Annotated in this window: 23 protein-coding genes, 1 tRNA gene and 1 pseudogene; 6 read left to right on the forward strand and 19 right to left on the reverse strand. The window is 46.8% G+C overall.

Annotated features, from left to right (window positions below; all coding sequences use genetic code 11):
* Nucleotides 1-250: 250 nt before the first annotated feature.
* From sifA to potA, 3 genes are all read right to left on the reverse strand, one after another.
* Nucleotides 251-1,261 carry an SPI-2 type III secretion system effector SifA gene (sifA, locus tag ACQ29O_RS09175; protein WP_020936941.1) on the reverse strand — a complete coding sequence of 337 codons (1,011 nt, stop codon included), beginning with the start codon at nt 1,259-1,261 and terminating at the stop codon, nt 251-253.
* A 328-nt stretch (nt 1,262-1,589) separates the two neighbouring features.
* Nucleotides 1,590-2,453: a spermidine/putrescine ABC transporter permease PotB gene (gene potB, locus ACQ29O_RS09180; RefSeq protein ID WP_000799388.1), complete on the reverse strand. Its 864-nt coding sequence runs from the start codon at nt 2,451-2,453 to the stop codon at nt 1,590-1,592.
* Entirely contained in the window at nt 2,437-3,573 is a 1,137-nt protein-coding gene (gene potA / locus ACQ29O_RS09185; protein WP_000531607.1) for a spermidine/putrescine ABC transporter ATP-binding protein PotA, read from the reverse strand. Before potA ends, potB begins: the two co-directional genes overlap by 17 nt.
* A 250-nt stretch (nt 3,574-3,823) precedes the next feature.
* On the opposite strand from potA, the gene pepT reads away from it, so the two are divergent.
* Both pepT and ACQ29O_RS09195 read left to right on the forward strand, forming a co-directional pair.
* Nucleotides 3,824-5,053: a peptidase T gene (gene pepT, locus ACQ29O_RS09190; protein WP_000359414.1), complete on the forward strand. Its 1,230-nt coding sequence runs from the start codon at nt 3,824-3,826 to the stop codon at nt 5,051-5,053.
* A gap of 3 nt (nt 5,054-5,056) precedes the next feature.
* The gene (locus ACQ29O_RS09195) at nt 5,057-6,391 is read left to right on the forward strand and encodes a hypothetical protein (protein ID WP_000944546.1); all 1,335 of its coding nucleotides are present in this window, start codon (nt 5,057-5,059) and stop codon (nt 6,389-6,391) included.
* A 39-nt stretch (nt 6,392-6,430) separates the two neighbouring features.
* On the opposite strand, the gene roxA is transcribed toward ACQ29O_RS09195, so the two are convergent.
* The 9 genes from roxA to rluE form a co-directional block, all read right to left on the reverse strand.
* A complete protein-coding gene (gene roxA / locus ACQ29O_RS09200; RefSeq protein WP_000456514.1) occupies nt 6,431-7,552 on the reverse strand; it encodes a [50S ribosomal protein L16]-arginine 3-hydroxylase in 1,122 nt (373 codons plus the stop codon).
* 80 nt (nt 7,553-7,632) lie between these two features.
* A complete protein-coding gene (phoQ, locus tag ACQ29O_RS09205; RefSeq protein WP_001031687.1) occupies nt 7,633-9,096 on the reverse strand; it encodes a two-component system sensor histidine kinase PhoQ in 1,464 nt (487 codons plus the stop codon).
* Entirely contained in the window at nt 9,096-9,767 is a 672-nt protein-coding gene (gene phoP / locus ACQ29O_RS09210; RefSeq protein ID WP_001537766.1) for a two-component system response regulator PhoP, read from the reverse strand. The genes phoQ and phoP overlap by 1 nt, the downstream gene beginning before the upstream one ends.
* 126 nt (nt 9,768-9,893) lie before the next feature.
* Nucleotides 9,894-11,264, reverse strand: a complete 1,371-nt coding sequence (gene purB / locus ACQ29O_RS09215) for an adenylosuccinate lyase (RefSeq protein WP_000423759.1) — start codon at nt 11,262-11,264, stop codon at nt 9,894-9,896.
* Between the two features lie 3 nt (nt 11,265-11,267).
* On the reverse strand, nt 11,268-11,909 hold the full coding sequence (hflD, locus tag ACQ29O_RS09220; RefSeq protein ID WP_001747268.1) for a high frequency lysogenization protein HflD: 642 nt from the start codon (nt 11,907-11,909) through the stop codon (nt 11,268-11,270).
* An 86-nt stretch (nt 11,910-11,995) separates the two neighbouring features.
* Nucleotides 11,996-13,102, reverse strand: a complete 1,107-nt coding sequence (gene mnmA / locus ACQ29O_RS09225) for a tRNA 2-thiouridine(34) synthase MnmA (RefSeq protein ID WP_000004540.1) — start codon at nt 13,100-13,102, stop codon at nt 11,996-11,998.
* 53 nt (nt 13,103-13,155) lie between these two features.
* Nucleotides 13,156-13,617, reverse strand: a complete 462-nt coding sequence (locus ACQ29O_RS09230) for an NUDIX hydrolase (protein ID WP_020936942.1) — start codon at nt 13,615-13,617, stop codon at nt 13,156-13,158.
* Nucleotides 13,618-13,628: 11 nt separating this feature from the next.
* On the reverse strand, nt 13,629-13,958 hold the full coding sequence (locus ACQ29O_RS09235) for a lysozyme inhibitor LprI family protein (protein ID WP_000825951.1): 330 nt from the start codon (nt 13,956-13,958) through the stop codon (nt 13,629-13,631).
* Nucleotides 13,955-14,620, reverse strand: coding sequence for a 23S rRNA pseudouridine(2457) synthase RluE (gene rluE, locus ACQ29O_RS09240; RefSeq protein ID WP_001249412.1), 666 nt, complete (start codon nt 14,618-14,620; stop codon nt 13,955-13,957). Before rluE ends, ACQ29O_RS09235 begins: the two co-directional genes overlap by 4 nt.
* A 171-nt stretch (nt 14,621-14,791) precedes the next feature.
* Between rluE and icd the strand changes: the two genes are divergently transcribed.
* Together icd and sopF are read left to right on the forward strand one after the other, a co-directional pair.
* Entirely contained in the window at nt 14,792-16,042 is a 1,251-nt protein-coding gene (gene icd, locus ACQ29O_RS09245) for an NADP-dependent isocitrate dehydrogenase (protein WP_000444508.1), read from the forward strand.
* Nucleotides 16,043-16,502: 460 nt separating this feature from the next.
* On the forward strand, nt 16,503-17,627 hold the full coding sequence (sopF, locus tag ACQ29O_RS09250; RefSeq protein ID WP_000917262.1) for a type III secretion system effector SopF: 1,125 nt from the start codon (nt 16,503-16,505) through the stop codon (nt 17,625-17,627).
* A 440-nt stretch (nt 17,628-18,067) separates the two neighbouring features.
* Here the strand turns inward: sopF and ACQ29O_RS09255 are convergent, their stop codons facing one another.
* The 6 genes and pseudogenes from ACQ29O_RS09255 to pagD all read right to left on the reverse strand — a co-directional run bounded on the left by ACQ29O_RS09255 (nt 18,068) and on the right by pagD (nt 21,869).
* Nucleotides 18,068-18,295 carry a hypothetical protein gene (locus ACQ29O_RS09255; protein WP_000787627.1) on the reverse strand — a complete coding sequence of 76 codons (228 nt, stop codon included), beginning with the start codon at nt 18,293-18,295 and terminating at the stop codon, nt 18,068-18,070.
* A 321-nt stretch (nt 18,296-18,616) separates the two neighbouring features.
* A pseudogene (envF, locus tag ACQ29O_RS09260) lies at nt 18,617-19,405 on the reverse strand (putative envelope lipoprotein EnvF).
* A 489-nt stretch (nt 19,406-19,894) separates the two neighbouring features.
* Nucleotides 19,895-20,134, reverse strand: a complete 240-nt coding sequence (gene msgA, locus ACQ29O_RS09265; RefSeq protein ID WP_000497451.1) for a virulence protein MsgA — start codon at nt 20,132-20,134, stop codon at nt 19,895-19,897.
* A 190-nt stretch (nt 20,135-20,324) separates the two neighbouring features.
* Nucleotides 20,325-20,846 (reverse strand): RICIN domain-containing protein, encoded by a 522-nt coding sequence (locus ACQ29O_RS09270; RefSeq protein ID WP_001746460.1) that lies wholly within the window; start codon nt 20,844-20,846, stop codon nt 20,325-20,327.
* A gap of 415 nt (nt 20,847-21,261) precedes the next feature.
* Complete coding sequence (gene cspF / locus ACQ29O_RS09275) at nt 21,262-21,474, reverse strand: cold shock-like protein CspF (protein ID WP_001537306.1); 213 nt, start codon at nt 21,472-21,474, stop codon at nt 21,262-21,264.
* 131 nt (nt 21,475-21,605) lie between these two features.
* The gene (gene pagD, locus ACQ29O_RS09280) at nt 21,606-21,869 is read right to left on the reverse strand and encodes a virulence protein PagD (RefSeq protein ID WP_001535993.1); all 264 of its coding nucleotides are present in this window, start codon (nt 21,867-21,869) and stop codon (nt 21,606-21,608) included.
* Nucleotides 21,870-22,681: 812 nt separating this feature from the next.
* On the opposite strand from pagD, the gene pagC reads away from it, so the two are divergent.
* Nucleotides 22,682-23,239, forward strand: a complete 558-nt coding sequence (pagC, locus tag ACQ29O_RS09285; protein WP_000789466.1) for a virulence membrane protein PagC — start codon at nt 22,682-22,684, stop codon at nt 23,237-23,239.
* Nucleotides 23,240-23,629: 390 nt separating this feature from the next.
* Nucleotides 23,630-23,706, forward strand: a tRNA-Arg gene (locus ACQ29O_RS09290).
* Nucleotides 23,707-24,460: 754 nt separating this feature from the next.
* Here the strand turns inward: ACQ29O_RS09290 and ACQ29O_RS09295 are convergent.
* Nucleotides 24,461-24,805, reverse strand: coding sequence for a c-type lysozyme inhibitor (locus ACQ29O_RS09295; RefSeq protein WP_000977725.1), 345 nt, complete (start codon nt 24,803-24,805; stop codon nt 24,461-24,463).
* Between the last annotated feature and the right edge of the window lie 325 nt (nt 24,806-25,130).

A 25,130-nucleotide genomic window follows, 5' to 3' on the forward strand; every position in this document is an offset into this window, starting at 1 on the left:
CTCTTCTCCAAAATCTCTCCAAAACGTCTCGCGGTTATCAGCAGCCAGGAAGAAGCAAGCTGCCGCTTGAAGCCGCGAATTTTACAACAAATTGCCAGACGAGCGGGAAAAAAAGGCCATTTAAATGACTATTCTCATCCGATCCGGTCATATGCGGCATTATTGCACCAGGCAAGAGGTTACTCTGTAGGCAAACATGGAGTACGTGAGTAAACCCTGAACGTGACGTTTGAGAAAGCGTCGTCTGATTTTATAAAAAACAACATAAACAGCCGCTTTGTTGTTCTGAGCGAACGTGTAGCGTGGTTAACTGTTCTTCCGCCATTTTTTGTATAGCCTGGGGGTCTATTCTAAAAATGGCGTGAAAAACCTGATCAGAGATGGTTTCGATTATCTCAGCTAACATACTTTGGCTGGTGCTGGGATCCGTTACGAGGAACGCCTGAAACGTCTTATCCGCTAGTAAAACCTCTTTTACCATTTTTTCAATAGGTATGTGGGTATGCGGTGGTGGTATTTCAAGCTGTTTTAATCCACACATCGCCATTGTTTCTAAAAATGCGTTTTGCTGAGTACTTTCGGATATATTCGCATGGTGTAAAATGCGCGTTGTCTTTTCAATCCCAGACTGAATTTTCGCTGCCAGGTAGGTTGCCTTTTCTTGCGCTTTCCACCCATCTAAATGTCCTTTTCTCAATTCAGTATATAAATACCCCTCTATGTTGTCTAATGGAACCGATAATATCGGCGCGCCAGCAGGATTGAGACATAATGTCGAAGGGAGGGGGTAGTCTACGATTTCGCTATATCTTCTCTTAATCATGGCCGTCATTTGTGGATGCGATTTTAAAATATCCGGGCGATCTTTCATTAAAAAATAAAGATTCCCCATGACTTCACAGCTAAAGGTATCGGTATTTTGAGTGATACGTAACAATTCGTTCTCTTCGTTTTGATCCATGATGCGAAGAATAATGGTGGCATCATTTTCATGAGGATTATGAACCTGAAATCTATCTCTTTGCGATGCGCAGGCTAACTCTTTCAACTCAAAAAAAATCTCTGTAAGCCGCTCTCGTGTGGGGGCGCGTTCGGCAAACAACATCTCATGTAGACAACGGTCCGCTTTTGCTTTGCCAGTAGAAAAAAAGAAGTCTTTAATTTTTTCCCATAAAACTTTCCACCATGCTTCTTTCGTATTCCTTGGGGAGTTGGTAAGGATTTCACTTTTTAAAAAACCACTCCCTATAGTAATCGGCATATTAATATCACTTAAACTGGAGTAAAAATGACTACATAATTGATTAAATCGACCCTTTTTATCTCAACTGCGGGCGCATCGGATGTAATATAATTTTTAAAAGAGACTGACAATCAGTATAAAACCTGAGAGCTTCGCGTATAAACGCATTACTGTCTGTGATAGCGTCGCTACAGGTAAAAATAAAAGAAGGCCTGGCGCGGATGATGTTGTAGATTTGCAATACTGGCGGCAACTGCTTTCATGCGTTTTTTATGCCGGAGGCATGAAGTTTACCCTTGAATAAACTTCATGCCTGGATGCGTGTGGATTTGTTAGCGTTGCGCAATTAATCGCTTATATCACTCACCTTCTTATTCAATAAGCGGGAAGCCCGCCAGTAAATCAATAGCATGAGTCCCATCACAATGGTCAGCGTAATGCTGGTAGCCGCGCCAAACGGCCAGTCGCGAATATTCAGGAACTGTACCTTAATGACGTTACCAATCAGCAGGTTTTTCGCGCCACCCATTAAATCGGAGACGTAGAACAGGCCCATTGCCGGTAGCATCACGAGCAAGCAACCGGCGACAATGCCCGGCATGGTTAATGGAATAATGATGCGGATGAACGTTTGCATTTTACTGGCGCCGAGATCGCGTGCGGCCTCCAGTAGTGGTTTGTCGAGCTTCTCAATGCTGGAGTAGAGCGGCATGACCATAAATGGCAGCAAAATGTAAACCAGGCCGATAATAACGGCGCTCGGGGTGAACATGATGCGAATCGGTGTATCAATCACGCCCAGCCACAGCAGGAATTCATTGAGATAACCTTTAGTGCTCAGGAATATTTTCAGCCCATAGATGCGGATCAGTGAGTTGGTCCAGAAAGGAACAATCAGCAAAAACAGCAATAACGGACGTATCTTTTCCGGTAACTTCGCCAGAAACCAGGCAAAAGGATAGCCCAGCACCAGGCAGGAGAGGGTGGCGATCAGCGCCATATTCAGAGAGTGCAGGAGCACTTCAAAATAGAGCGGATCGAGCAGGCGCGCGTAATTATCCAGCGTAAAGACTATCTTGACGAAACTGGCGTCGTCACGGGTCAGAAAGCTGGTGCCAATGATCATCAGGTTGGGCAGAAAAACAAATAACACAAGCCAACCGACGATAGTGACAATCACTACATTCTGGAATTTACTTGTGTTCTTCATCAGCCAGTACGACCTCCCAGCTTTCTACCCAACTAATGGCCATTTTTTGGTCAAGTGAATGGTCGAAGTCAGGATCGTCTTCGTTGAAGAATTCGCTGACCATCACCATTTTGCCATTTTCCAGTTCAACCACCGACTCCAGCGTCATACCTTTATAATTGCGCTCGCGCACGTAGCCGATAAGCCCTTCGATGTGGTTATCATCGTTGATCTCTTCGACGCGTAGATCTTCCGGTCGCAGCAGGACGTTCAGTTTTTGGCCCGGTTCGACAGCGAAATTGACGTATATATTGCACTCCCGACCTTCTACGCTGGCGCGGACGCGCTGTTCATCAAGCCGTTCAATGACGGTTGCGTCAAAGCGGTTAATTTCGCCGATAAAACCGGCGACAAACAGGTTTTTTGGCTCTTCATAGATTTCACGCGGCGTGCCGTCTTGCTCAATCACGCCATTACGCATTACCACGATACGATCGGACATGGTGAGCGCTTCTTCCTGATCGTGAGTGACAAAAACAAACGTGATACCGAGTTTACGCTGTAATGCTTTAAGCTCGTTCTGCATTTGTTTGCGCAATTTATAGTCCAGCGCGGAAAGCGATTCATCCAGTAATAACAGGCGAGGTTTATTCACCACCGCGCGAGCGATAGCCACACGCTGCTGCTGTCCGCCGGAAAGCTGGTGCGGTTTACGTTGTGCAAACTCTTCAAGCTGCACCATACGCAGCGCATCGGTCACGCGAGGCGCTATCTCGGCGGCTGGCGTTTTTTGCATTCGTAAGCCAAACGCGACATTTTCAAACACCGTCATATGCGGAAATAAAGCGTAGCTTTGAAATACGGTATTTACATAACGATTTTCGGCGGGAACGTGGGTGATATCCTGGTTATCCAACATGATATGCCCGGCATCAACGGTTTCCAGGCCGGCAATCAGGCGAAGAACGGTTGTTTTACCGCAGCCGGAAGGGCCAAGCAGCGTGAGGAATTCGCCATTGTTAATGGTCAAATCCAGTTGCGAAATGACCTCTTTGCCATCGAAACTTTTGCTAATTCCAGACAAAAGCACCAGCGGTGAAAGCGAACGCGGTTGATTATTCAATTTCTTACTCTGTCCCATGTAAACGCAACGGATGGCTGACCGCTGCGGGGTTTGTGGTTAACCACCTTAATCACTCTTAATGAGGGCGGTCATTCTACGGCAAACCACTGTGATCGCCAATCCTTGTTGCGAATTACTGACTTAGCTTTATAGTCAGAAAGCGTGTCAAAGTGAAATATTCTTGTTTGCAGGGATAAAAGTGACCTGACGCAATATTTGTCTTTTCTTGCTTATTAATAATGTTGTCACGAAAAGTGAGGGTGACTGCATGGATAAACTACTTGAGCGTTTTTTACACTACGTATCGCTGGATACCCAATCAAAGTCGGGTGTTCGGCAGGTTCCCAGCACTGAGGGGCAGTGGAAGTTACTACGTTTGCTCAAACAGCAGCTCGAAGAGATGGGGCTGGTTAACATTACATTAAGTGAAAAAGGGACGTTGATGGCGACGCTCCCGGCCAATGTTGAGGGGGATATTCCCGCCATTGGTTTTATCTCCCATGTGGATACCTCTCCGGATTTCAGCGGTAAAAACGTTAACCCGCAGATTGTCGAGAATTATCGCGGCGGCGATATAGCATTAGGGATTGGCGATGAGGTGTTGTCACCCGTGATGTTCCCGGTACTGCATCAATTACTGGGACAGACGCTGATTACTACCGATGGTAAGACATTGCTGGGCGCGGACGATAAAGCCGGCGTTGCGGAGATCATGACCGCGCTGGCGGTGCTGAAAGGTAATCCTATTCCCCACGGTGAAATTAAAGTGGCGTTTACGCCTGACGAAGAGGTAGGGAAAGGCGCGAAGCACTTCGATGTTGAGGCCTTTGGCGCGCAGTGGGCCTATACGGTCGACGGCGGCGGCGTGGGCGAACTGGAGTTTGAAAACTTCAATGCCGCCTCGGTGAATATCAAAATCGTCGGCAATAACGTGCATCCCGGTACGGCAAAAGGCGTGATGGTCAATGCGCTGTCGTTGGCGGCGAGGATTCACGCGGAAGTGCCGGCGGATGAAGCGCCTGAAACCACTGAAGGTTACGAAGGGTTTTATCATCTGGCCAGCATGAAAGGCACCGTTGACCGGGCCGAAATGCACTACATCATTCGCGATTTCGACCGTAAGCAGTTTGAAGCGCGTAAACGCAAAATGATGGAGATTGCCAAAAAAGTCGGTAAGGGGCTGCATCCGGACTGCTATATCGAACTGGTGATTGAAGACAGTTATTACAATATGCGCGAAAAAGTGGTTGAGCATCCGCATATTCTCGATATCGCCCAGCAGGCCATGCGTGACTGTCATATTACGCCGGAGATGAAACCAATTCGCGGCGGTACAGACGGGGCGCAACTGTCGTTTATGGGCCTGCCGTGTCCTAATCTCTTTACCGGCGGATATAACTATCATGGTAAACATGAGTTTGTGACGCTGGAGGGGATGGAAAAAGCGGTACAGGTGATTGTACGTATCGCGGAGCTGACGGCGAAGCGCGGCCAGTAGCGAATGTTACGCATTGTGGTGAAGCGTTTTATTATTTATGGCGGGATATTTTCCGCCATCAATTTTTCTGCCTGGAGCGCCGAATATACGCCTTCCTGGTCCCAGCGCCAGCAACAATCTGCAGCATGTTTTATGACCGGCGATGAAACCTGCATGACGTTTATTGATGATGCGGTGAGGCTGGCCTCGCAGCAATATGGCAAACGCTCAATACAGCTTGTTCGTAGCCTGCTATTACAAAGCGATATTTATCAATGGCTGGGTAAACCTGAATTAACGCCGCAAATGCTGCTGCGAGCGCGGGCAATAATGAAAACATTTCCGGCGGGCACTTATCCGGGCGATCGGGCCGATATGTTTGAACACCTGGCGGCCTTTTATGTTTACAGTGACGATCGCCATATAGAGTATTCATCTACAGAGCAGTGGCGATACGAGATTAAGGTTGATTACCGTCAGCGAATAGCCTGGCAAGAGCAGGCATTAACGTGGCGTCTTAAAGACAAAAAGGCATCGACGGAGGCATTGGTTTATACCTTAAACAGGATGCGCGACGCTTATTCTGATGCGCTGGAAGAGCGGGATGTCGAATGTGATAGTGCGCGTAAAGCCTATTATTTGGCGAAGATAGACACAACGGAGCGGCAGTGGCTGAGCGTTATTTTACGAGATAAAACCTGGGATAATCGTGAGCGCGTCGCCTCTTTTTTGCAGCAGAAAGCGGATATTGCTTATAATGCAGGGCATATTAGCGAGGCGATTAATGCGCTAAGTCAGACGCTAAAAATTGAGCAAACGCTTTATGGCGCCGAATTCGGCGAAATGACGGTTGACAGCAATAATCTTGCTGGCTTTTATGCACAGGGCCATCATTATAAGGAAGCGAAAGATCTCTACCTTAAACTTATCGCGTATTACCAGAGCCGTTTAACGCCAATGGCGACGGTAATATCACGATTACGCTTTTATTTGCCCGAAAACATCGACCTGGACAGTACCTCCCCCTATCTCCCATTGCTGGAAGAATATAAACGTCGGCAGTCCGACGTATCCATGGTGTTGTATGGTATTTCGCTGCTTTATCAGAATAATCAACAGCTTGAACAAGCAAAAGACTTTGCGGAACGCGCCTTTACGCTTGATGCCGTAGCTTATCCAGCAAAGATGCAGTATGAACGATTACAGCGACTGGCTAATATTGCCGAAGGTCTTGGCGATAACGTACTGGCGCGACGTTACCGACAATTGTCATTTCGCCATCGAATGGCCCACTCGATTTATCCGGGCGATCCGCAATATAACGATTTCGCCAAACCTGGCGGCGATCGTTGTGGATAGTTTGCGTCAGCCCGGCGGTCGCCGGGCATTGCGATGTTCTTATCCTTCGAAAAACCAGTATCCGCTATTCACCAGCGCCGCCAGCATCGCGAGGAAGGACGGGTCTTCCAGCGCATCGCCGAAGTTTTCAGCGGTCAGTGCAATATGACTGGCGAGCGCCTCCAGAGCGGGGCGATGCGGAGAGTCTATTTTTTCGCCATTCGCATAGACCTCATCGCCGATACGCAACACGCGAAGCCCGCCGAGACGTACTAATACCTCGCCTTGCTTTAAGGCATCGTAAATTTCATCAGGCTGATACGGCGGCTCCGGCGGCGCAATATCCAGTTCGTGGCGTGACTGAGAGAGAAACTCGCCAAGCCACTGTTGGAAATGCGCGGGTTGATTGATCAAATCGAGCATCATATTACGCAGTTTATCCATCTCCTGCGGCAGGATATCCGCCGGATGCTTGCGGGACGGCATATCCGGATCGCTGTAGTATGTATTGCCCAACTCCCGTTGCAGGACGTAATCGGCAAAACCGCTGATCAGCTCACGGCTATTGGGCGCGCGAAAACCGACCGAATAGTTCATGGCGTTTTCCAGCGCATAGCCTTCATGCGGGAATCCTGGCGGAATATACAGAATGTCGCCCGGCTCCAGCTCTTCATCAATAATGGCCTCGAACGGATCGACTTGTAACAGGTCGGGATGCGGGCAGTGCTGACGCATTTGCAGCTTTTCGCCCACGCGCCAGCGACGGCGACCGGTTCCCTGAATAATAAACACATCATACTGATCCAGATGCGGGCCAACGCCGCCGCCGGGAACGGAAAAGGAGATCATCAGATCGTCGATACGCCAGTCCGGCAGAGCGCGGAACGGGCGCATCAGCGCGGCGGTGGGTTCGTGCCAGTGGTTTACCGCCTGTACCAGCAGCGACCAATTGCTCTCACCCAGATGATCGTAGCTTTCGAAAGGGCCATGGCTGACCTGCCATTTGCCATCCTGATGGCTAACGAGTCGGCTGTCGATTTCGCTTTCCATCGCCAGCCCCGCCAGCTCATCCGGCGAGAGCGGATCGATAAAGTTGCTAAACCCACGTTTTAAGACCACCGGGCGTTTTTGCCAGTGGCGTTCAAGAAAGTCGGGCCAGTTAAGAGTTAATTGGTATTCCATGTTAAGTATCCGCAGGCTGGTATCTGACACCGATTATAACGGATGCTTAACGAGATGCGTGGAAGAACGCACAGAAATGTTTATTCCTCTTTCTGTGTGGGATGCTGTCGGCCAAAAACGACCTCCATACGGGCACCGCCGAGCAGACTGTCGCTGGCAATGATCTGCCCGGCGTATTGTTCCGTAATCTCGCGCGCGACAGCCAGCCCCACGCCTTGTCCTGGTCGTAGGGTATCGGCGCGCTGACCGCGATCAAACACCAGGGAACGTTTACTGTGGGGAATGCCTGGGCCATCATCTTCGACGAAAATATGCAAATGATCGTCGGTCTGGCGAGCCGAAATCTCGACAAACTCCAGACAATATTTACAAGCGTTGTCCAGTACGTTGCCCATTACTTCGACAAAGTCGTTTTGCTCGCCGACAAAACTGATCTCTGGTGAAATATCCATACTGATATTCACCCCTTTACGCTGATAAACTTTATTTAGCGCGGAGATCAGGTTATCTAACAACGGCGCGACGGGATGCAGTTCGCGGCTTAACAACACGCCGCTACCGCGCATACTGGCGCGATGCAGATAATAGCCGATCTGCTGGGAAATCCGGCTGATCTGTTCCAGCATCACCGGTTCAGCTTTGCTGACGCTCATCTTTTCGTTGCGTAAAGAGCGTAATGTACTCTGCAAAACCGCGAGCGGCGTTTTTAAACTGTGTGTCAGGTCGGTCAGGGTCGTGCGGTATTTGTTATAACGTTCACGCTCGCTTTTGAGCAGTTGATTAAGGTTGCGCACAAGGCTGGTCAGTTCACGCGTCGTCTCCGGATTGAGCATTTCGCGGTGATGATCTTCAAGCTCGCGGACTTCCCGTGCCAGCGCCTCGATAGGGCGTAAGCTCCACCAGGCGGCGATCCACAGTAAAGGAATGACTAACAGTAAATTGGCGGCCAGCACGTATACGAACCAGCTCCACACCATATAGGAGCGTTTTAGTTCTATCGGAATGGTATCGACCACCACGATGGTTAACTGCGGCATCCGCGCCGTGGCAGGATAAATATTTACCGCTACCGAGTGGGTCATCTCCGCATCATCGTCATCTTCACGTACTTCTTTGAGTTTTTCCTGCGCGGAATGGTCCTCGCTCAACAGCGTGCTGGTGGCGTCTACGTTGGTTTCAATTTCATGGAAGCCGTTCGTTTTTAACCATTCCGGTTGAATGCTTTTAATCAGCCAGGGGATATTGCGCTGCGTCCATAATAATTTGCCCGTTTCATCGTAAATCAGCGTCATGGTCGGGCTTTGCATGTCCAGATTTTCAGGCAGCTCAACGCTGATTTTATTATTTTCCCATTTGGCGAGGGTATAAAACAGGTTGCTTTCGCCGCGCAGCAAACGAAAGGTGGTTTTATCAAAACTTACGCTATAGCCGACCAGCGCCACTATGCCATATGCCAGAGAAAGCACCAGCACGACGCCGGCTGTCGCCAGCAAAAAACGAACCCGCAGCGACAGCGGCAGAAAATGGCGAGCAAATTTATTCATTAGCGCAATTCAAAAAGATATCCTTGTCCGCGTACGGTGGTAATGACATCGTGCGGATACTGGGCCTGTATTTTTTTCCGCAGACGCCCCATGAGAACATCAATGGTATGACTTTCCCGCAGTTCCGCATCCGGATACAGCTGAAGCATCAGCGAATCCTTGCTGACCACTTTACCGTTGTTACGGATAAGTGTTTCCATAATGGTGTATTCGAACGCCGTGAGTTTGATGACCTCTTCATTGACGGATAATTCCCGGCGTGAGAGATCCACCTGGAACGGCGGGATGTTGATCACTTGGGAGGCCAGACCGCTATTACGGCGCATTAACGCCTGCATACGCGCCATTACCTCTTCGATGTGGAATGGCTTCGTCACGTAGTCATCGGCCCCGGAGCTGAGAACCTCGACTTTATCCTGCCAGCCTTCGCGCGCGGTTAACACCAGAACCGGCAGTGAAACATCACTGCTGCGCCAGCGGCGTATCAAGGAAAGGCCGTCTTCATCCGGCAGACCTAAATCGACAATAGCGATATCCGGAAGGTGTTCATTAAGGTAGTAATCAGCTTCCCTGGCATCTTCTGCGGCATCGACCTGGTGACCTGAATCCTGGAGCTGAACCTTCAGGTGGTGGCGTAATAATGCATTATCCTCTACAACCAGTACGCGCATCATCTCTTCTCCCTTGTGTTAACAATAAGAACAGTCTAGCGTTGATTATGGTGCTTTGGGGATAAACAGTTAATAAACCAGACAAATAGTCACCCTCTTTCTGAAGAAAAGAGGGTGAGGCAGGCATTATTTAAGTTCGTCGACCAGAGTCACAGCGCGACCGATATAATTTGCCGGCGTCATGGCTTTAAGGCGCGTTTTTTCTGCTTCCGGCAGGGCCAGACTATCAATAAACTGTTTCATTCCTTCGGCATCAACACGCTTGCCACGGGTCAACTCTTTCAGTTTTTCATATGGTTTTTCAATACCATAGCGGCGCATGACGGTCTGGATCGGTTCGGCTAATACTTCCCAGTTGTGATCCAGTTCGTCAAGCAGATGATCGCGGTTTACTTCCAGCTTGCTGACGCCCTTCAGGGTGGACTGATAAGCGATAAGCGCATAGCCGATGCCGACACCCAGGTTACGCAGGACGGTTGAGTCGGTCAGATCGCGCTGCCAGCGGGAAACCGGCAGTTTGTTTGCCAGATGGTGCAACACTGCGTTAGACAGACCGAGGTTGCCTTCTGAGTTTTCAAAGTCAATGGGGTTAACTTTATGCGGCATGGTAGAAGAACCGATCTCCCCGGCGATGGTTTTCTGTTTGAAATGGTTCAACGCAATATAGCCCCAGACATCGCGATCGAAATCGATCAGGATGGTGTTAAAGCGCGCGATACAGTCAAACAGTTCCGCAATATAATCATGCGGTTCAATCTGGGTGGTGTAAGGATTCCACTGGATGCCCAGCGAGGTGACGAACTCTTCGCTGAACTGATGCCAGTCAACTTCCGGATAGGCGGCGATATGCGCGTTATAGTTGCCTACGGCGCCGTTAATTTTACCGAGGATCTCCACCTGGTTGAGCTGGCGGAACTGACGCTCCATCCGATACGCCACGTTCGCCATCTCTTTACCCAGAGTGGAAGGCGTTGCCGGCTGGCCGTGGGTGCGGGAGAGCAGAGGAATGTCGCGATACTGCGTGGCGAGATCTTTAACCGCGTTAATCATCTGACGCCAGTAAGGCAGGATCACTTCATCGCGCGCGGTTTTGAGCATTAACGCGTGCGACAGGTTGTTAATGTCCTCAGAAGTGCAGGCAAAGTGGATAAATTCGGAAACGTCATGTAGCGCCGGGATCGCGGCGACTTTTTCTTTCAGAAAATACTCAACCGCTTTCACATCGTGATTCGTGGTGCGCTCAATGGTTTTAATGCGCGCGGCATCTTCTTCATTGAAGTTTGCAACAAGCGTATCCAGGTAACCGTTTGCGTCGGCAGCAAAAGCAGGAACTTCCTTGATCGCTGCGTGCGCGGCTAATTTCTGCAGCCAACGTACTTCGACTTGTACACGAAATTTCAGCAAACCGTATTCGCTAAAAATTCCGCGCAGCGCGCTGACTTTATCGCCGTAGCGTCCATCGACAGGGGAAACGGCGGTCAGTGAGGATAATTCCATAGATCATAACTCCGGGGTTAAATGAGCAAGAATTTGTTTTGCCTGAGTCGTCAGGCGATGACGAGAAAACATAAGCTGTAGGCGACCACCTCCTACCTGATGCCAGAGCACGGCTGCACGGATGCCTGCCAGTAGCGAGGCGCGGACTTTGGCCTGCACCTGCGGACTTTGCAGAACGGCCGGGGAGCCCGTCACCTGAATGCGCGGGCCCAATGGGCTAATCACATCCACGTAGATGCCCGCCATGGCGCTCATTAACGTGTCTGACTGTAAATCAAAATGGTCAAGCTGGCGCTGCAGGCCGTTAATGCGATCGCCTAACGTATTCAACGCGCCTTTGGCGGATGACAGCTTGCGCTCCAGCACCATCAGGCTAAGCGTATAACGCGTCAGTTCGGCGTTAAGTCCTTGTCGGCTGCTGGCATTCAGCACGCCGAGCAGTGTTTCCAGACCAAGACGCAGGTTATCTTCGCTGCCGCCGAACACGCCCAGAGTAGAACTGGGATTCATATCAATGACACTGTTGAGTGAAACGTGCAACGCGTCGGCATCACAGTGCCCCTGGTGCGCCAGTTGTTGCACCAGGCGTGCCGACTGGCAAATGCCAGACAGCGCGAGGGTGATGTCATAATAATTCTTTGCCACAATCACTGCTTCCTTGCATCAAATAAAATACACTTCATCTTTTAAGCCGCTTTGAGGCGACTTGAATGGTGTTGTGTATTGAATAATCAGACCGTCAGCGGCAGTCGCTGCTCGATAATGCCGCCGCCCAGGCAGACTTCGCCGCTGTAAAAGACAGCGGACTGGCCCGGCGTAACGGCGGCAACCGGCTCGTCAAAAATGACCTCGATACGATCGTCATCCAGCGCGTTAATCGTGCACGGAATATCGGTCTGGCGGTAGCGGGTTTTTACCGTACAGCGCAGGGTGCCGGTGAACGGTTCGCGATCGACCCAATGTAGCTGCTGGGCGATGAGGCCTACCGACATCAGACGTGGGTGCTCATGCCCCTGGGCGACAATTAACACATTGTTTTCAACGTCTTTATCCACCACATACCAGGGGTCTTCGCTACCGTCTTTGGTGCCGCCGATTCCCAGCCCTTTACGCTGACCGAGCGTATGATACATCAGACCCTGATGCTCGCCGATTTCATCGCCGTCAACGGTAATGATTTTCCCCGGCTGCGCAGGCAGATAGCGCCCTAAAAAGTCGCGGAATTTGCGCTCGCCGATAAAGCAGATACCGGTAGAATCTTTTTTCTTGGCGGTTACCAGCCCCAGATCTTCGGCGATTTTACGCACCTGCGGTTTTTCCAGCTCGCCAACCGGGAACAGACTTTGCGCAATCTGCTCATGGCCAAGCGTATAGAGGAAGTAGCTCTGATCTTTGTTGCCGTCGAGCCCGCGCAACAACCGGCTTTTGCCGTTTACATCCGCGCGGCGAACGTAGTGACCGGTGGCGATATAGTCGGCGCCTAAATCTTCTGCGGCAAATTCAAGGAAGGCTTTAAATTTGATCTCTTTATTGCACAGAATATCCGGGTTCGGCGTACGGCCCGCTTTGTACTCTTCAAGGAACAGTTCAAAGACGTTATCCCAATATTCTGCGGCAAAATTAACGGTATGCAGTTCAATGCCAAGCTTGTCGCACACGGCCTGCGCGTCAGCCAGATCGGCTGCCGCGGTACAGTATTCCTCACCATCGTCCTCTTCCCAGTTCTTCATGAACAGGCCTTCTACCTGATAACCCTGTTGTTGCAACAGCCAGGCGGAAACGGAGGAGTCGACACCGCCGGACATGCCGACGATCACTTTTTTTGGGCTTTCTGACATTGGAATACTCGCGACATTGAACTTCAAGGCGGCGTATTCTACCACGCAGCCCTTTACTTGACACCCTCTGTAAACGACCAGTTAAATTCGCCCACTATAGATAAGGGGTAACATTGTCCCGTTTGATAACTGCGAATGCTTTCAGCCACCAGCGGAGAACGTAAATTCGGCGCGTTCAGAATCTCGTCGGCGCTCACCCAACGGCAGCAATCGATGTCATTGTCATGGGGTTCGGTCGCGCAAATATGATCAAGCTTGATAGCGAATAAAAAGCGCAGGAACGGGGTCTTATCCGGCGCAATCCACTGATGCATACGGATAAAATACTGTGGTTGCGCCGTGATGCCAGTCTCTTCCCACAGTTCACGCGCGGCGGCCTGCGCCAGCGTTTCATCTGCCTCCAGGTGTCCGGCAGGTTGATTCCATAACGATTTACCGTTGATGGTCTCTTCCACCACCAGAAATTTATCTTCGGCATGTACGATGCAGGCAACGGTCACGTGCGGCTTGAACATAGGCATCCTTATTAAAGCGGTTTATCAATGTGGTCATAGATCGCGTCAAGCTGTTTCAGACGCTCGTTATAAGCTTTTGTCAGGCAGGTGACATCGGCCTTGCACTGCTGACGCTGTTTAAGCCAGCTCTGCTGGGCGTCCTGCAGCGCGCCGCGACTGCCCATCGCGAACAACCCTTTCAGAAACTGATATTTGGTGTGCATTTCCACGTTTTTATCATTCAGCGTCAGGTGCGCGCAGATAGCCTTTTCATCCGCAGCCTGCGCTTTCTGGCAGTCGAAGCTGGCCGCATCGACGGATAACGGTGTTAATAAAGCAAAAGCAATGAGAAGCCGTTTCATCTGTCTTTCTCCTGTGCGATCTCGCGCCACTGTCCATTATCGAGGCCGTTGAGCGTGTAGTCGCCCATGCTGTAACGAATTAATCGTAGAGTGGGATGACCGACATGCGCTGTCATGCGTCTTACCTGGCGGTTGCGGCCTTCATATAAGGTGACTTTTAGCCAACTGGTGGGAATATTCTTCCGTTCGCGAATCGGCGGGGTGCGCGGCCACAGCCAGTCAGGCTCCGCGACAATCTCAATACCGGCGGGCAGGGTAGGGCCATCGTTGAGCGTGACGCCAGTACGAAGCGCCTGCAGCGCTGCATTATCCGGGATACCTTCTACCTGAACATAGTAAATCTTGCCGGTGCGTTTGCCCGGTTGCGTGAGGCGCGCCTGCAGCGCGCCGTCATTAGTCAGCACCAAAAGCCCTTCGCTGTCGCGGTCCAGGCGGCCTGCGGCATAAACGCCTTGCACAGGAATAAAATCTTTTAACGTGCGGCGACCTGCTTCATCCGTGAACTGCGGCAACACATCGTAAGGTTTATTGAACAAAACCACGCGTTTTGGCTGGTTTTCTTTCCGTGATTTAGATGCTTGTCGTGAGCTGAATCGCTTAACGTAGTGATTTCTAAAAGAAGTTTTTTGCATGGTGTTTTCAGAACTTATTAATTGCCGCATTATAGCGCAATAATGAGTGTCTTTCATGGCGGCAAACAATAGGGTAGTATTGACATGCTCATTACAAAACATTAACAAAAAATTGCTCTAACGCAGTCGTGCAGCAGGACGCCATTGCACATGCAGCGCGATGACAGACGAGCAAACCAGAAGCGCTCGAAGGAGAGGTGAATGGAAAGCAAAGTAGTTGTTCCGGTGGAAGGTAAGAAGATCACCCTGCAAAACGGCAAACTCAACGTTCCTGAGAATCCGATTATCCCGTTTATTGAAGGCGATGGTATCGGTGTTGATGTCACTCCAGCCATGCTTAAAGTAGTCGATGCCGCCGTCGAGAAAGCCTATAAAGGCGAGCGTAAAATTTCCTGGATGGAAATTTACACCGGAGAAAAATCCACACAGGTTTACGGCCAAGATGTCTGGCTTCCCGCTGAAACCCTTGATTTAATTCGTGACTACCGCGTAGCGATTAAAGGTCCATTGACCACGCCGGTTGGCGGCGGTATCCGCTCTCTGAACGTTGCCCTGCGTCAGGAGCTTGACCTGTACGTTTGTCTGCGTCCCGTTCGTTACTATCAGGGCACGCCAAGTCCGGTGAAACATCCGGAGCTGACCGATATGGTCATCTTCCGTGAAAACTCTGAAGACATCTACGCCGGAATTGAATGGAAAGCTGACTCTGCAGACGCTGAGAAAGTGATCAAGTTCCTGCGCGAAGAGATGGGCGTGAAGAAAATTCGCTTCCCGGAGCACTGCGGTATCGGTATCAAACCGTGTTCTGAAGAAGGCACTAAACGTCTGGTTCGCGCGGCGATTGAATACGCTATTACCAACGATCGCGATTCCGTCACGCTGGTACATAAAGGCAATATCATGAAGTTCACCGAAGGCGCGTTTAAAGACTGGGGCTACCAGTTGGCGCGCGACGAGTTCGGCGGTGAGCTTATTGACGGCGGTCCGTGGCTGAAAATTAAGAACCCGAACACGGGTAAAGAGATCGTGGTTAAAGACGTTATCGCCGATGCGTTCCTGCAACAAATCCTGTTGCGTCCGGCGGAATACGACGTTATCGCCTGTATGAACCTGAACGGTGACTATATTTCCGATGCCCTGGCGGCTCAGGTTGGCGGTATCGGTATTGCACCGGGTGCGAATATCGGCGACGAATGCGCGTTGTTTGAAGCGACTCACGGGACTGCGCCGAAATATGCGGGCCAGGATAAAGTCAACCCAGGCTCCATTATTCTGTCTGCGGAGATGATGCTGCGCCACATGCAGTGGTTCGAAGCCGCAGACCTGATTGTTAAAGGTATGGAAGGCGCGATTGCCGCGAAGACCGTGACCTATGACTTTGAACGCCTGATGGAAGGCGCTAAGCTGCTGAAATGTAGTGAGTTTGGTGACGCGATTATCGCAAATATGTAATAACGATAATTGTTAAAAACTAAAACGGGGACTTAACGTCCCCGCTTTTATTATTAGTATTCGAACGGTTATCAAAACTTTATCAAAAAAATTTATCAAAACTCCCTCAATTCAGACCGCAATAGTAGTTCATCCTTTACCCCGATCGTCATGATAACCTGAGACCCCCCTGAAAGCTGATAGTTACCGATTTTGATTGTAGTGGTTTTCTTAATAATGTGTGATTTGGCTATTTTTTGAAAGTGCCTTACCAGATTTATTGTTATTATCAGGATAATTTTTTAATAAAAAGTGATGGTTTATTGACTACAATAGTGGGTAGGTTAAGTATTTTATAAAATTATTAGCATGCTTTATTTGCTTTTCTACAAGGCTGCTAAGAAGTGTTGAAATATCAGCCTGATAAAGAATACGTCAGCGAAAGTGAATGCTATATTAGTCATAAAAATTCAGGAGACATATGCTCAAACCTATCTGCCATAGTGGAAGTATAAAGGTTCCGGAATATCTGGAAACAGATAAGGAAAAAAATGCCGGACGTACTCCACTGTCTTCAGACATTCAGCAAGTTAGAAATGTTGTTGAAGATGTTCCGCCATTTCCAGAAAGCAGAACGGCGAGAGGTTCTGTGAGCGCAGCGTACAGGCTTTCTTTTGACGAAGTGTTTTGCGGTCTCAGCAATGAAGAGCGTAAAAAGGTGTATGGTCGCCTTTTTGGAAAACAAGTACTTGCGCATATTCATTCCAGGTGTCAGCGAGACGCTGACATAATAAGAGAAAAAGCGCTCAGGCGGATAAGCCGTGAGTGTGGTACCGAAATAGATTGCACTCTCTTGATAAATAAGATGGTGGATATTTTACAAAATGCCCGGCTGACAATAAATTTTAATGCGGCAAAAATTGACTTTGCCTCTCTCTTAAAAAATAAAGAATATCTGAACTCTTATGCATTAGGTTGCAGACCAGGAGATTTACCTGCTTATAATGTCGGACGTGATTCAGTTGAAACTAAAGCATTTGAACTGGAGAGGCTTGCAGATTCACCTTATGCCCCATATGGTCAGACAGGCGGTTTTTCCGTAGCATATACTCCCAACAGTAGAACTTTTAGCCCTACAAGCAGACCAATTTATGCTGCACTGGACTTTCTGAACGGTGAAAATGGAGGTGCCAGCGCCTATGGGAAATCATTTTTTGAATTAAATGATAATGTAAAAACAAATTGTACATTATCACCTTTTGATATCTACGGCCACAGATTTGGTCTGGATACGAGTAAACTATCAACATTTTGGCATATGGAGAACCTGATTGCATCCTGTCAAAATGATTTTTTTGGTTATAATTGCTTTAAGAGTTTGGTTAAAATGGCTAAGGGCGAAAAATTTTTAGCTCATTCTAATTATGGTAAAGGCTATGAAGGGAATTATATAGAAGCTCATATTCATGGTGATGTATGTTTATTCAGAGATATAAAACACGTTTATTTGTCTTTGCAAGAAAACTCTTACTCGGAAAGTCAACTATATGATTATGCAAAACAAATAAACCTGGTGCTTAATAGATACTGCATAATATTATATTGACAAGCTTATTATCAGGCTCTTTAAAAGAGCATTAAATGATCATGAGCGCATACTTCTTGAGGTAGGCAGTAGCTGCTATATTTTTATATTTATTAGCTTAGGATCAATCTGGCAGATACCTGGGTGGCGCTCCAGTATGGCCTAGCAAAATAGAGGAATATGGACCAGTAGAAGCGCCTGCTGGCTACTTTTCACTTAAATCGCTGGACTTCACCGGCGCTTCAGATGAAGCGACCTTCACAGTCATCAAGTGGCCTGTATTACCACAGGAGTGATTTACTGGCTATCGATATTCCTGCTCATATCAATGACAGTATTTCGCTCTTTCCCGTACATTGCTCTCCCGACCAGCTCACGGTCCAGTACATGACAGTCCTTTTCCACTTCGCTACGCCTAATTTTTTTTTAGTTGCTCTGTTTTATTGCGCTGAATTTGTACCTCAAAACAATAATTTTAAATACTTATTTGAATATTTTTTTATGATTTTTTCACGAAATGAGTAAAAAACAAAATGAAGAATGATATAAATAATTAATGCAATAAAAAATGATATCACACCAATTGATGGTCCTGTTTTGTATACGAATAACATGCATAAAAATATAGCAAATAGATCAAGGGAAATATCCGCGATGAAATCAGTAATTATTTTGAAAAAATTCTTCATATTACCTCTTTAAAATATCTATTTTATTCATCATTTTTAGGTCGGGCAGTGCTCGAAATTCTCACGTACAACGTATACGCTCCGGTTTCTGCGCGCTGCCCGGCTTCACACTGGCTCCAACAAGTACGCCCGCTGGAATAGATTCCTGGCGTCACATAACTTCACCTGGTTATCCACAAAAGACTCAATAAATAAACATCTTGAGTACGAAAAATTACAGTGTCAGAGAATGAAATAGCGATTTGCTGTCTTCAAGCAGTGCCTTAGTACCTGGCACGCGCTCTTTCGCGCTATAATTTTTATCAATGTTTGTATCGCCTGCTATTTTTTAAATGTCTGCTGTATTTCGTTCATCTTTTCAGCTGCTTTTTTACGCTGACTTTCAATGTCTTTTCTCGATTGTTCAACAAGTTGCTGTGCTTTTTCGGCTTATTTTTTTGGGTCGAAAGGTTCTTTGATCTCATATCCGGCAATAGAACCATCCTTATTTAAGGTCATTACCGCACGTGCTGTATTTTTAGCAGTGATGGTAATGTCATAGACGAATTCGCCATTATGAGCTATCTCTGCTCGTACAACGATATCGCTATCTTCCGTAACGGAAATAATGCCACTGGCGTTAGCGCGTTTAATTGTTTCCTGAATACGCTCTGGTATAATGCTGAAATTGATCGAGTCGAATTTGAATAAAGCCTCTTTTAGTGCTTCTTGTTTTTGCTCCTCTGTTATAGTGCCAAAGATGGTTAAGTTGACAGGCGAAGGTCCCCCCCAGTAGCCGTTGTTAAATTTAAACATCTCTACTTTAGCAGGGGTGTTAACGCTTTGTCGAATGAATGAATACCCGCCCTTGAAGAAACGGACTTCAATAATCGCAAGATTGGCTCCACCTTTTGCGTTGATATTGGCAATAGCTTTTTGCATTTCGGCTTTGTCGTAAAAGAACATTGATTGCTGGTGCTCTTTTTGCTGGATTTTTTGCATGTATTTCTCTTGATTTTTTTCAGCTTCCGCCATGGCATCTTTATCGTTATCACAGGCGCTAATTAGAGTTGCTGCAATGAAGGTAATCGGAAGTAAGAGATTTTTATATGTAACATGTATTTTATTCATGTGAAGTATTTCCCTTTTTTATATAAAATAGATAGTCTTGACTGGTCGAGACTATCTTGGAAACATAGTAATAATGCGTGTGCATATCTGCAGTAAGTTTTAGTTATGCTGGTTTTATTTCGGATTTTTACCTGTTACTTTTTGTTCGTAAATAGGTATTTTACGTATTGATGATAAGTTTAGAACCTATCCCAGTAGGCGTAATCGTTAAAGCCAGTTTGGCGAATAAAAGAGTCTAATGGGATAGGCTCTTAATAAACAACAAAACCAAACGTACTTTCAGATTTCAGGCTGGAATGCGCACAGCTGATTGTTGATAAGGGCTACTCATACCGACAGGCCAGTGAAGCGATGAATGTCGGTTCCACATACCGGTCTGAGGTATCAACAACAACATGTTCTGAGTGGTAGCGTTTGCGTTATATCGTCACAGACAGCGCCTCAGGGCGCTGTTTTCGATCGGACATGTCGCTTTCGCAGGAGGGGACGTTATTCGGCGACCAGCCACATATCAGCCTCTTCAAACATCTCTTCCAGCATACGGTGCAGCCGTTCTTTCTCGGTTTTTGTACAGTCACTGTTTAATGCGTTCGCCTGCATTGGCTTAACTTTCACTTGCGCATCGGGAAAAAGTTGATGTACGCGTTTTGTGAGTTCATTGAGGATGATTTCGCGTGCGCCTGGCAAACCTTCAACATTTCGCTTGTCATAAACGAGTTCGACGAACATCGCCATTTCCTTTTTACTGGTTGGATGACCAGTATTTAAGCTGGGTATATAACTGGTGTCAAGGTTTAGCCGCCGTTTTGTCATCCTGACGTTGCGGACGTAAAGTAAATTGATCGCACGTGGAAGTAAAGGTCGCTAACCTGTTGTCGTGTCAAGAGGTTAGCGGCACTCTCTTCACAGCGGTGTCCTGCTACCTGATGGTAAATTCCAGGGCGCGACTAAAATCGCAATCGGCCAACACAACAGGGTCGCCTTTTCTGACAATAATGCTATTTGTGCCCAGGCATTTTCGGCTCTGTTTCCCCTTAATTTTGTTATCATCAGTGAGCCAGCGCTGGTTATCATTACCCGTGCATGAATAAAGAATGATTGGTGTGCCTTCTTTTGTACCTTGTCCTGCGGCATCCAGACATTTCTCACCCTGCGTGATTCTGTCTCGGTGAAATGAGAAAAGCTGAGATTGCACATGCTTACACTCCCGCAGCGTCAAACGATTCTGTTGATCTGGGCCTGTATCAAGGCACAGACCATCAGTTGTCCGAATTTGTTCCGCGTCATTTATGTAATAACCACCGGAATTAATCTGGTTTTGTGTAATGACCGGGAGCGACAAATTAATACTATAAGGTGTGGGTAAGCCGTTCGTCGTACATCCACATAAAATAGAGGAGAGGCAGAGAACCAGTGTGGTTTTTCCTGAAAGCAAAGTCATTCAATTATTACCCTAAAAATAAATAGCGTTACAACTATATTGGCGATTTATACCCACTGAATATGACGTAGCATTGAGCGGCAATAGAGATAATTCCGATAGAATCACATAAATACTTCGGTTAAATGCGCGCAGCCAGTCACTCCTGTGACGATGGGTATATAGCGTTAAATACTTTTGCAATATTAGATGCTATCACAGTGAAAAACGGCTGTACATTTCTTCACGTTAAACAAAGTGAGAAGGGGGGGGCACCCGATATATGATAAAAGAGGTCACAGGAGTCATTAGCAAAATAAATCTTTTAGATTTTCGCCACTGAAAACATTCTGCAGCCTTTCAGGCAAAGCCTCATAGCAGGCTGCGGAGGTAGACGTACTCGCTAAATTTTTCTGAAAAAATGCCGGGTGACGAATTATGAAAGATAAACGTTGGCGGCGGTAGGTCCGCGGAGGCCATTAATACGACAAAACTCAACGCGTATACCGGGGATAAGCGCTTCTGTTTCGTGTTGGCGACATGCTGAAATGTGGACCTGAACATCTTTGCGTCCATCGGAGGGGGTGATGAGACCTTTACCGCTCTTACAATCAAAGGTTTTGACAATTCCTGTCATTTTACGAGACAAACAAATTCCTTAATGGGGATAACGAGGCGCACTATACACGTCAGGAAAAATAATGCCAGCTATATTTGATGGCAATCAAGATTTCCGGATGGCTAAAAGTAGTCGTTCGGCACCATTGTAGATAAATAACATTATGTTCTGGAGAAAGTATTCCCTTTCCTGGCGTCATTGACTGGTGCGGACATCATGGGTTTTGTCGTCGGGCAGGACGGTGAACTAATCTGCCTGGCTTGCTTTTTATCAGTATTTGTAGGTGGTTGCGGGGTTTTACTACCAAAATCGTAGATAAAAATATCCCATGATGCCTGTTGTAAACCAGAACAATGGCCTGAACTGGCCAAAACATGGAATGAAAAAATAAGTAATGACCAAAGCATAAAAGCATGATGTTTCATAGCACCTCCTGTTATATATAATGACTTGTGAAGTTCATCTCCTGAATTATGGAACGTCATTGACATTTTTTATTCAACGAAGAGTTAACCACTCTTAATAATAATGGGTTTTATAGCGAAATAGACTTTTTTATCGCGTGTTCAATATTTGCGTTAGTTATTATTTTTTTTGGAATGTAAATTCTCTCTAAACACAGGTGATATTTATGTTGGAATTGTGGTGTTGATTCTATTCTTATAATATAACAAGAAATGTTGTAACTGATAGATATATTAAAAGATTAAATCGGAGCGGGAATAAAGCGTGCTAAGCATCATCGTGAATATGATTACAGCGCCTGCGATGGCATATAACCGTATTGCGGCTGGAGCGTCACGTGAGGACTGTGAAGCACAATGCGATATGTTCTGGTTATATGGCGAGTTTGCTTAATGACATGTTTTTAGCCGATCGGTGTCAGGTTTCTTAATGTGGTTGTGAGATTTTCTCTTTAAATATCAAAATGTTGCATGGTGGTTTTGTTGTTCTATAGTGGCTAAACACTTTATGGTTTCTGTTAAATATATATGCGTGAGAAAAATTAGCATTCAAATCTATAAAAGTTAGATGACATTGTAGAACCGGTTACCTAAATGAGCTATAGAGTGCTTCGGTAGTAAAAATATCTTTCAGGAAGTAAACACATCAGGAGCGATAGCGGTGAATTATTCGTGGTTTTGTCGATTCGGCATAGTGGCGATAACTGAATGCCGGATCGGTACTGCAGGTGTTTAAACACACCGTAAATAATAAGTAGTATTAAGGAGTTGTTATGAAAAATATTATTTTATCCACTTTATTTATTACTACAAGCGTTTTGGTTGTAAATGTTGCACAGGCCGATACTAACGCCTTTTCCGTGGGGTATGCACAAAGTAAAGTTCAGGATTTCAAAAATATCCGAGGGGTAAATGTGAAATACCGTTATGAGGATGACTCTCCGGTAAGTTTTATTTCCTCGCTAAGTTACTTATATGGAGACAGACAGGCTTCCGGGTCTGTTGAGCCTGAAGGTATTCATTACCATGACAAGTTTGAGGTGAAGTACGGTTCTTTAATGGTTGGGCCAGCCTATCGATTGTCTGACAATTTTTCGTTATACGCGCTGGCGGGTGTCGGCACGGTAAAGGCGACATTTAAAGAACATTCCACTCAGGATGGCGATTCTTTTTCTAACAAAATTTCCTCAAGGAAAACGGGATTTGCCTGGGGCGCGGGTGTACAGATGAATCCGCTGGAGAATATCGTCGTCGATGTTGGGTATGAAGGAAGCAACATCTCCTCTACAAAAATAAACGGCTTCAACGTCGGGGTTGGATACCGTTTCTGAAAAGCATAATCTATGCGGAAGGTTCGCCTTCCGCACCGCCAGTCACAAAACAGGGCTTCTTTACCAGTAACACGTACCTGCCTGTCTTTTCTCTCTTCGTCATAGTGACGCTGTACATAACATCTCACCAGCATAAGCACAGATAAGGGGTTGTGGTAAGCAATCAAGGTTGCTCAGGTAGGTGATAAGCAGGAAGGAAAATCTGGTGTAAATAACGCCTGATCTCACAAGATTCACTCTGAAAAATTTTCCTGGAATTAATCACAATGTCATCAAGATTTTGTGACCGCCTTCGCATATTGTACCTGCCGTTGAACGACTACTGAAAAGTAGCAAGGTATGTATTTTATCCAGGAGAGCGCCTTTTTTGCGCCTGGCAGAAGTCCCCAGCCGCCACTAGCTCAGCTGGATAGAGCATCAACCTCCTAAGTTGATGGTGCGAGGTTCGAGGCCTCGGTGGCGGTCCAATGTGGTTATCGTATAATGTTATTACCTCAGTGTCAGGCTGATGATGTGGGTTCGACTCCCACTGACCACTTCAGTTTTGAATAAGTATTGTCTTGCAATCCTGTTACAGAATAATTTCATTTATTACGTGACAAGATAGTCATTTATAAAAAATGCACAAAAATGTTATTGTCTTTTATTACTTGTGAGTTGTAGATTTTTCTTATGCGGTGAATCCCCCTTTGCGGCGGGGCGTCCAGTCAAATAGTTAATGTTCCTCGCGAACCATATTGACTGTGGTATGGTTCACCGGGAGGCACCCGGCACCGCAATTTTTTATAAAATGAAATTCACACCCTATGGTTCAGAGCGGTGTCTTTTTACATCAGGTGGGCAAGCATAATGCAGGTTAACTTGAAAGATATGATCAATAGCAGAAACCAGTGATTTCGTTTATGGCCTGGGGATTTAACCGCGCCAGAGCGTATGCAAGACCCTGGCGCGGTTGGCTGGTGATCGTTCAATAGTGCGAATATGAATGGTTACCAGCCGCTGCGAATTCTACCTGGGTCACTTAATAAAGCAAAACATTTAAACGCTCAACAACGACAATTCAGACAGTTCGAACTTTTCTTTAAAAATAGGATTAACCATGCTTAAAAGTGGTTACTAATTAGCCATTATACTACGGTAGTGATTCACATATTCTTTAACGTTACGTTACAGGAAGGTTGAAGTGGAAATGCCTGATGAGTCTTCAGGCATTTCTTAAGGTTAGTTAGCTAAGGAACAGTTACTGAGAACAGGTTTATCATCACCTTCCACCAGTTCAGCCGTTTTGCCTTTGGTATAAAGTTTATAAGTATAATTTTTGTCTATGGCTTCGTAATTTGCTCCGGAGGCCATTTTCATTAACCGCATCGGGATCATCTCGTTTACCTGACTGATAATCGCATAGGCGTTTCCAGCCTCGGTGTTGACGTAAATCACCTCCATAACCTGGTTATCATTACAGGTGTATATAGATTTAGAAATCTCCTGCGAAGCTGCTATAGAGGTGGTACTGGCGCTAAGCGCAGCGAGAAAGAGGGTAAATGGGATCAATTTACGTTTCATCATTAGTATCCTTTGTGCATAAAATTGTCGTTAATTCCCTGAAGAACGGGAGATAAAGCGGCATCAATACGATGAATGCTGTAGTATTCCTGTTTACTGACGAAAAGTGCGCCAGAAAAGCGTATTATAATTTATCCATCACTGACATATGTGATGAGTAGACAAATCTTAAAATCATAAACTATAGGCTACAAATCATTATGGTGCGATAGAAAATGATTGTCACCACTGCTCAATACTATGGCATAAAAACCGAAGAAAACGGTACTGTTCACTGTCTCGTTTCATACGGTATCTGTCAGTGAAACTATTTCTTCAAATGATGGTC

It is taken from the genome of Salmonella sp. GDC200615 (assembly GCF_050574145.1).
GTDB classification, from domain to species: Bacteria; Pseudomonadota; Gammaproteobacteria; order Enterobacterales; family Enterobacteriaceae; genus Salmonella; species Salmonella enterica.

What these genes read in the sequence shown, in the direction of transcription:
- purB (WP_000423759.1), bottom strand. Translation starts at nt 11,264, where the DNA reads ATGGAATTATCCTCACTGACCGCCGTTTCCCCTGTCGATGGACGCTAC.
- ACQ29O_RS09255 (WP_000787627.1), bottom strand. Translation starts at nt 18,295, where the DNA reads ATGAAGAATTTTTTCAAAATAATTACTGATTTCATCGCGGATATTTCC.
- ACQ29O_RS09235 (WP_000825951.1), bottom strand. Translation starts at nt 13,958, where the DNA reads ATGAAACGGCTTCTCATTGCTTTTGCTTTATTAACACCGTTATCCGTC.
- ACQ29O_RS09230 (WP_020936942.1), bottom strand. Translation starts at nt 13,617, where the DNA reads ATGTTCAAGCCGCACGTGACCGTTGCCTGCATCGTACATGCCGAAGAT.
- sopF (WP_000917262.1), top strand. Translation starts at nt 16,503, where the DNA reads ATGCTCAAACCTATCTGCCATAGTGGAAGTATAAAGGTTCCGGAATAT.
- pagC (WP_000789466.1), top strand. Translation starts at nt 22,682, where the DNA reads ATGAAAAATATTATTTTATCCACTTTATTTATTACTACAAGCGTTTTG.
- ACQ29O_RS09270 (WP_001746460.1), bottom strand. Translation starts at nt 20,846, where the DNA reads ATGACTTTGCTTTCAGGAAAAACCACACTGGTTCTCTGCCTCTCCTCT.
- msgA (WP_000497451.1), bottom strand. Translation starts at nt 20,134, where the DNA reads ATGTTCGTCGAACTCGTTTATGACAAGCGAAATGTTGAAGGTTTGCCA.
- potB (WP_000799388.1), bottom strand. Translation starts at nt 2,453, where the DNA reads ATGAAGAACACAAGTAAATTCCAGAATGTAGTGATTGTCACTATCGTC.
- ACQ29O_RS09195 (WP_000944546.1), top strand. Translation starts at nt 5,057, where the DNA reads ATGTTACGCATTGTGGTGAAGCGTTTTATTATTTATGGCGGGATATTT.
- rluE (WP_001249412.1), bottom strand. Translation starts at nt 14,620, where the DNA reads ATGCGGCAATTAATAAGTTCTGAAAACACCATGCAAAAAACTTCTTTT.
- pepT (WP_000359414.1), top strand. Translation starts at nt 3,824, where the DNA reads ATGGATAAACTACTTGAGCGTTTTTTACACTACGTATCGCTGGATACC.
- mnmA (WP_000004540.1), bottom strand. Translation starts at nt 13,102, where the DNA reads ATGTCAGAAAGCCCAAAAAAAGTGATCGTCGGCATGTCCGGCGGTGTC.
- sifA (WP_020936941.1), bottom strand. Translation starts at nt 1,261, where the DNA reads ATGCCGATTACTATAGGGAGTGGTTTTTTAAAAAGTGAAATCCTTACC.
- icd (WP_000444508.1), top strand. Translation starts at nt 14,792, where the DNA reads ATGGAAAGCAAAGTAGTTGTTCCGGTGGAAGGTAAGAAGATCACCCTG.
- ACQ29O_RS09295 (WP_000977725.1), bottom strand. Translation starts at nt 24,805, where the DNA reads ATGATGAAACGTAAATTGATCCCATTTACCCTCTTTCTCGCTGCGCTT.
- potA (WP_000531607.1), bottom strand. Translation starts at nt 3,573, where the DNA reads ATGGGACAGAGTAAGAAATTGAATAATCAACCGCGTTCGCTTTCACCG.
- pagD (WP_001535993.1), bottom strand. Translation starts at nt 21,869, where the DNA reads ATGAAACATCATGCTTTTATGCTTTGGTCATTACTTATTTTTTCATTC.
- phoQ (WP_001031687.1), bottom strand. Translation starts at nt 9,096, where the DNA reads ATGAATAAATTTGCTCGCCATTTTCTGCCGCTGTCGCTGCGGGTTCGT.
- phoP (WP_001537766.1), bottom strand. Translation starts at nt 9,767, where the DNA reads ATGCGCGTACTGGTTGTAGAGGATAATGCATTATTACGCCACCACCTG.
- roxA (WP_000456514.1), bottom strand. Translation starts at nt 7,552, where the DNA reads ATGGAATACCAATTAACTCTTAACTGGCCCGACTTTCTTGAACGCCAC.